This is a genomic window from Acinetobacter sp. UBA3025 (genome assembly GCF_002367915.1).
In the GTDB taxonomy this organism is placed as follows: domain Bacteria; phylum Pseudomonadota; class Gammaproteobacteria; order Pseudomonadales; family Moraxellaceae; genus Acinetobacter.
In genome coordinates, this window is the sequence record NZ_DFDO01000260.1 from 1 (window position 1) to 4,913 (window position 4,913).

Consider the following 4,913-nt stretch of genomic DNA (forward strand, 5'->3'; position numbering starts at 1 on the left):
ATATGATTTAAAAGCGCTAGATCAACGCTGGGATATACAAACCTGGTATCAGCGTGCACATGTTAATCCACGAGTTAGGGATACCGGTCAGATCTCCAGTCAGGAGTATTCACAACGCCTGCGTCAAGGCCTACCTGAGCCGAGTTCCAAATAATTTTCTAAGCTATCCAACTTAAAGAAAGATACAAAATCAACTGGCATATATTGCATTTTTTTGTTTATATACAAATAGCTAACTCAGAATTAGAGTCTCTCTCATGCTAAAAAAATTAACAGCAATCATGATTTTAGGTTCAGTCTTTGCTATGTCAGGTTGTGAAACCGTACCGAGTACCTCATCAGTCAAAACTGAAAATAATTTACAGCTCCTGCAAAATCGCACCTGGATTGTGAACCAGATTGGTAATACCGAAATTACTACAACACCGACAACACGCAATATTCCAAGTCTGCAATTCGATGCAGCGACTCAACGCGTGTCTGGCGCAGATGGCTGTAACCGTATAATGGGCAGCTACACTGCCGGCAAAGACACCCTTAACTTAAGCCAGATGGCGAGTACCGAAATGGCTTGTCTGGATAATGCAGGTCTGGATCAGAAATTTAAGGAGGCACTGAGCAAAGTGACTCATTATCAGGTCTATGGTAAAACCCTGAAATTAATGGACCGTCATGGCAATTTACTCATTCAGTTAGAAAGTGCAGTACAGCCTCGCTAAGTTTTAACTACAAAAAACCTGTGTCGTGCAGGCTTTATATCTTTCATACTCATATGAACATTCAATAATCAGCACTCTACAATGATGAGGACTTAACCATGCAACAAGCACTATTTGGTGGTGGATGCTTTTGGTGTACCGAAGCAGTATTTTTACAGCTTCAGGGCGTACAGAAGGTCGTCAGCGGCTATGCGGGTGGACAAAATCCTAATCCGACCTATGAGCAAGTCTGCGGCGGTGATACCAATCATGCCGAAGTGATCCTGATCGATTTCGATGAAAATCAGATTACGTATAGTCAGTTGCTCGAAGTCTTTTTCGCAACCCATGATCCAACGACATTAAACCGTCAGGGCAATGACGTCGGCACGCAGTATCGTTCTGTGATTTATTATTTTAATGATGAGCAGAAAGAAACTGCACAGCTCACAATAGACTCATTGAAAGCTGAAGGATTGAATATTGTGACTGAACTTAGCCCTGCACCGACTTTCTACCCTGCTGAAGAATATCACCAGAATTTCTTTGCCAAGAATCCGAATCAGGGCTACTGTAATTTCGCGATTCCGCCCAAGCTGAACAAATTACAACATAAGTTTATGACGCTGCTCAAAACTCATTAATCTGGATGCGGCTTGATCAAATGCCCTCTTAAATTAAGGTAATAAAAAAGCGACTGAGATCAGTCGCTTTTTTCATTGAGAGTAAAAAATTAGTTATCAGTTGCAAAGGCAATATCGCTGAGTCCGGCTCCACTCGCGCGTGACATCACTTGAGCAACGGTGTCATAACGTGATTCTTTATCTGCTTTCAATACGATGGTCGGTTGACGCTGTGCCTGGCTCGCCTCATTGAAACGGGTTTCAAGTTGATCCAGGGTCAGTACATCACCATTCCACGCTACATCACCTTTGGCATTGATGCTGATGGTGACATTTTCAGGTGGCAGGTCAATAATTTCTGCAGTGGTTTGCGGCAAGGTTAATGGAATTGATGGGTTCGCAACGGTCGCTGTCACCAGAAAGATGATCATCAATACCAACATAATGTCGATCAGGGGAATGAGATTCATCTCATTCATGCCTGTATCGTTGTCTTCACCCAATTGAAAAGCCATTAAGCTTGACCTCCAACTAAACTGTCTTGTGTTACTTTCGCATCAGCCTTCTTTGCAGAAGAGTCCTGCTGCAACATGGTATCAATCAATAAGCTATGCGCATGGTCTTGCAGTTCATTGCTTAAAGTACGGTTGACACGTACACAGATGTTATATGCAAGTACTGCAGGAATCGCCACAGCCAGACCCAGACCGGTCATGATCAGCGCTTCACCCACGGGAGTGGCTACTTGTGCCAGACCTGCCTGACCGCTCTTACCCACGGCAACCAGTGCGTGGAAGATCCCCCATACTGTACCGAACAGACCGACAAAGGGTGAAATTGAAGCGATGGTACCCAAGACAGATACACCTTTTTCCGCATTACCTTTTTCTAATGCAATCTGACGCAATAAAGCCTGCTCAGCTACAGCTTTACGTTGTTCAAATGCCAAAGGAGTCATTTTATTTTTCAATTGTCCTAATGCTTTAGATAACTGAGCATAGGCAATCTGTTTAAGTTGGCGAGTGCCCATTAAACGCAGCACAAAAATGGTCCATGTCGCAATCGACATTGCCAATAACACGAAATACAGTGTTTTACTGACTGCATCAGCATGTTGCCAATAAACTGAAAAGTTCATATTCGAACTCCTAATGGGTTAGCCGTTATTTGGTAATCTGAAAATCGAAAGGCTGTTCCACACGGGTTGGATAAGCCACACCATTTTCAACATATTTGGTCAGTTGTGCACGACGTACCGCTGATTCAACTTTGCGCGTAACGGCCGGACTACAACTCGAATTTCGTGCGGTCGCAGAGACCACTTTCCCCTGCTCATTTGCCGATACATCTACCACCAATGAACAGGCTGATTTTAACTCTCCTGCCGAGAGCGACACTTTTGGTGCACGCTGCCAAGATACGCCGCCGCCAATTGCAACACTTTTCGGTGCTGGCGGTGCAGGTGGAGCCGGCGGTGCGACAGGTGCTGGTGGCGCAACCGGTGCAGGCGCAGGTGCCACTTTTTTAGTTTCAGTCACGACCGCAGGAACCACTGGACTTGGTGCTGGTTTGGTTTCAACTGGCGGTGCAGTAACAGGTTTAGGCGTTTCTGCTTTTTTCACCTGCTCAATTTTTTCTACTTTTTTGGGTGGCGGTGGCAGCGGTTTTTCTACAATTTTAACTTCTTTCGGCTTTGGTGGCTCTTGTTTTGGCTCTGGCGGCTTTGGCTTCGGCGGTAAAGGTTTTGGAGCTTCCTGAAGTTTGACGAAACGAACCTTTAAAGGTTCTTTATCGACCTGTTTCAGTTCAGGTGCTTCCATCTGGCTGACTGCCCACAAAAGACCCACGTGTCCGACCAGAACTGCCGCCAGAATAGAAACGACTTTCTTTTTCATCTGATTTGACGGTGGTGGTGTCATGGGAGCAGCAACTTGACTCATTAAATCTATTTACCTCGAAGAGATGATGTGAAACAAACTATCAAGCTCATCGGTTAGCACAATTAAAGTACGCCAATAATAAATGAGAAGTGTTTTCATTTGCAACTACTAATCCCACTTTTCTCCATTATTTTTGTTTCAAACAAAAAAGGCATACTTAAAGCATGCCTTTTTTAAACCGAGATGCAAGCGCTTATTGGAACACGACAGTTTTATTGCCGTCGACAATGACACGGTCTTCCAGATGCCATCTTACTGCACGTGCCAGCACATTACGTTCAACGTCCTGACCCAGTTCACGCAGCTGCTCAACGGTAAAGTCATGGTTCACACGCTCCACATCCTGCTCGATGATTGGACCCTGATCCAGATCAGCTGTCACATAGTGTGCAGTTGCACCGATCAGTTTGACACCTTTGTCATAAGCTTGTTTGTACGGATTAGCCCCTACGAACGCTGGCAGGAATGAATGGTGAATATTGATCACTTTCATTTCCCATTTACTTACGAACTCTTCATCGAGAATCTGCATATAACGGGCTAATACCAGCAGATCGTTGCCCTGCATCAGTTCATCAATCTGTGCATAGGCTTCACGTTTGTTCTCTTTGGTCACAGGAACCACTTCAAACGGAATACCAAAGTTTTCTACTGATTCACGTAGAGTCTCGTGGTTCGATACTACTTTAGTGATTTCACATGGCAGACCGCCGCGTGCATGACGCCATAGCAGTTCAAGCAATGCATGGTCGACTTTAGAAACCAGAATACCGACCTTCTTCACATCACTGACCAGTGCCAGACGCCAGTGCATGCCATAGCGCTCTGCAACATTGCCAGCAAAAGTCTGCAACAGGCTTTCTTTACGGCTTTGCAGATTGTCCAGTTCAAACTCAACACGCATGAAGTAACGTCCGCCCTGCGCTGCTGTCGCGTATTGATCAAGCGCGGTAATGTTGGCACCCTGATGATACAAGAAGCTTGAAACAGCCTGCACGATGCCCGGCTTGTCTTCACAAGTAATCAATAAACGTGCGGTATTAGCAGTCGTCATATTCATGTTGGTTAAGGTCACTAATTAGTTAAATTAAAAAAATAAGCCGAGTATTCTAACGCGTTTCTTAGATATTCTGAATAGTTTGTTCAGATTCAGGCGGTTTAGGCGACGACAGACTGGCAAATAGCTCTGAAGAACCGAACGAGTTAAGTAAGCTTTCATACGTCTGACGGCTTTCACCTCGCAGATAAGCACCTTCCAGGAACACCATCTGACGCAGTGCCTGCCAGACCCATTTTTCTTCCAGAGTGTTGGAATCGGTAATATGCCCCGACATATACAGGAAGTTGGTCCAGTTGGTCAGTACGATCCAGAGGTTAATGATCAGCGCTTCAATTTCTGAATCAGTCATTTCCATCAGGCCGGCATTTACAAAGGCTTTATAAATTTTTTGTCCCTGCTGCATGACCTGTCCGGCAAAGCGTGGATAAAGCTTGCGGAAATCTTCGTTATTTTCGACCAGATGGTATACATCACGGTGCAGAAAACGATAAGCCCAAAGCTGACTGCTCAGTACCTGAAAATAATGAATCTTGTCATTGGCATCCAGAGCACGATCTTCCGGAAGTGCCAGCATTTCCAGCGTTTGATGCTG

7 protein-coding genes are annotated in these 4,913 nt (G+C 45.0%); 2 read left to right on the plus strand and 5 right to left on the minus strand.

The genetic code is table 11. The annotated features are described in order from the left end of the window. Positions 1-257 precede the first annotated feature (257 nt). Entirely contained in the window at positions 258-719 is a 462-nt protein-coding gene (locus B4J23_RS10955; RefSeq protein ID WP_291360600.1) for an META domain-containing protein, read from the plus strand. A 98-nt stretch (positions 720-817) separates the two neighbouring features. Further along, a complete protein-coding gene (gene msrA, locus B4J23_RS10960; protein ID WP_004781907.1) occupies positions 818-1,342 on the plus strand; it encodes a peptide-methionine (S)-S-oxide reductase MsrA in 525 nt (174 codons plus the stop codon). A gap of 89 nt (positions 1,343-1,431) precedes the next feature. On the opposite strand, the gene B4J23_RS10965 is transcribed toward msrA, so the two are convergent. The 5 genes from B4J23_RS10965 to B4J23_RS10985 form a co-directional block, all read right to left on the minus strand. Next, positions 1,432-1,836, minus strand: a complete 405-nt coding sequence (locus B4J23_RS10965; protein WP_004781905.1) for an ExbD/TolR family protein — start codon at positions 1,834-1,836, stop codon at positions 1,432-1,434. Then, positions 1,836-2,459: a MotA/TolQ/ExbB proton channel family protein gene (locus B4J23_RS10970; RefSeq protein WP_034702346.1), complete on the minus strand. Its 624-nt coding sequence runs from the start codon at positions 2,457-2,459 to the stop codon at positions 1,836-1,838. Before B4J23_RS10970 ends, B4J23_RS10965 begins: the two co-directional genes overlap by 1 nt. A 25-nt stretch (positions 2,460-2,484) precedes the next feature. Continuing rightward, positions 2,485-3,261: a TonB-dependent receptor gene (locus tag B4J23_RS10975; RefSeq protein WP_034702349.1), complete on the minus strand. Its 777-nt coding sequence runs from the start codon at positions 3,259-3,261 to the stop codon at positions 2,485-2,487. A 193-nt stretch (positions 3,262-3,454) separates the two neighbouring features. Beyond that, positions 3,455-4,321 (minus strand): formyltetrahydrofolate deformylase, encoded by an 867-nt coding sequence (purU, locus tag B4J23_RS10980; RefSeq protein ID WP_004781900.1) that lies wholly within the window; start codon positions 4,319-4,321, stop codon positions 3,455-3,457. A 61-nt stretch (positions 4,322-4,382) separates the two neighbouring features. After that, a partial coding sequence (locus B4J23_RS10985) for a TetR/AcrR family transcriptional regulator (protein WP_291360604.1) occupies positions 4,383-4,913 on the minus strand: 531 nt, incomplete at its 5' end.

What these genes read in the sequence shown, in the direction of transcription:
- B4J23_RS10975 (WP_034702349.1), bottom strand. Translation starts at nt 3,261, where the DNA reads ATGAGTCAAGTTGCTGCTCCCATGACACCACCACCGTCAAATCAGATG.
- B4J23_RS10965 (WP_004781905.1), bottom strand. Translation starts at nt 1,836, where the DNA reads ATGGCTTTTCAATTGGGTGAAGACAACGATACAGGCATGAATGAGATG.
- B4J23_RS10970 (WP_034702346.1), bottom strand. Translation starts at nt 2,459, where the DNA reads ATGAACTTTTCAGTTTATTGGCAACATGCTGATGCAGTCAGTAAAACA.
- B4J23_RS10955 (WP_291360600.1), top strand. Translation starts at nt 258, where the DNA reads ATGCTAAAAAAATTAACAGCAATCATGATTTTAGGTTCAGTCTTTGCT.
- purU (WP_004781900.1), bottom strand. Translation starts at nt 4,321, where the DNA reads ATGAATATGACGACTGCTAATACCGCACGTTTATTGATTACTTGTGAA.
- msrA (WP_004781907.1), top strand. Translation starts at nt 818, where the DNA reads ATGCAACAAGCACTATTTGGTGGTGGATGCTTTTGGTGTACCGAAGCA.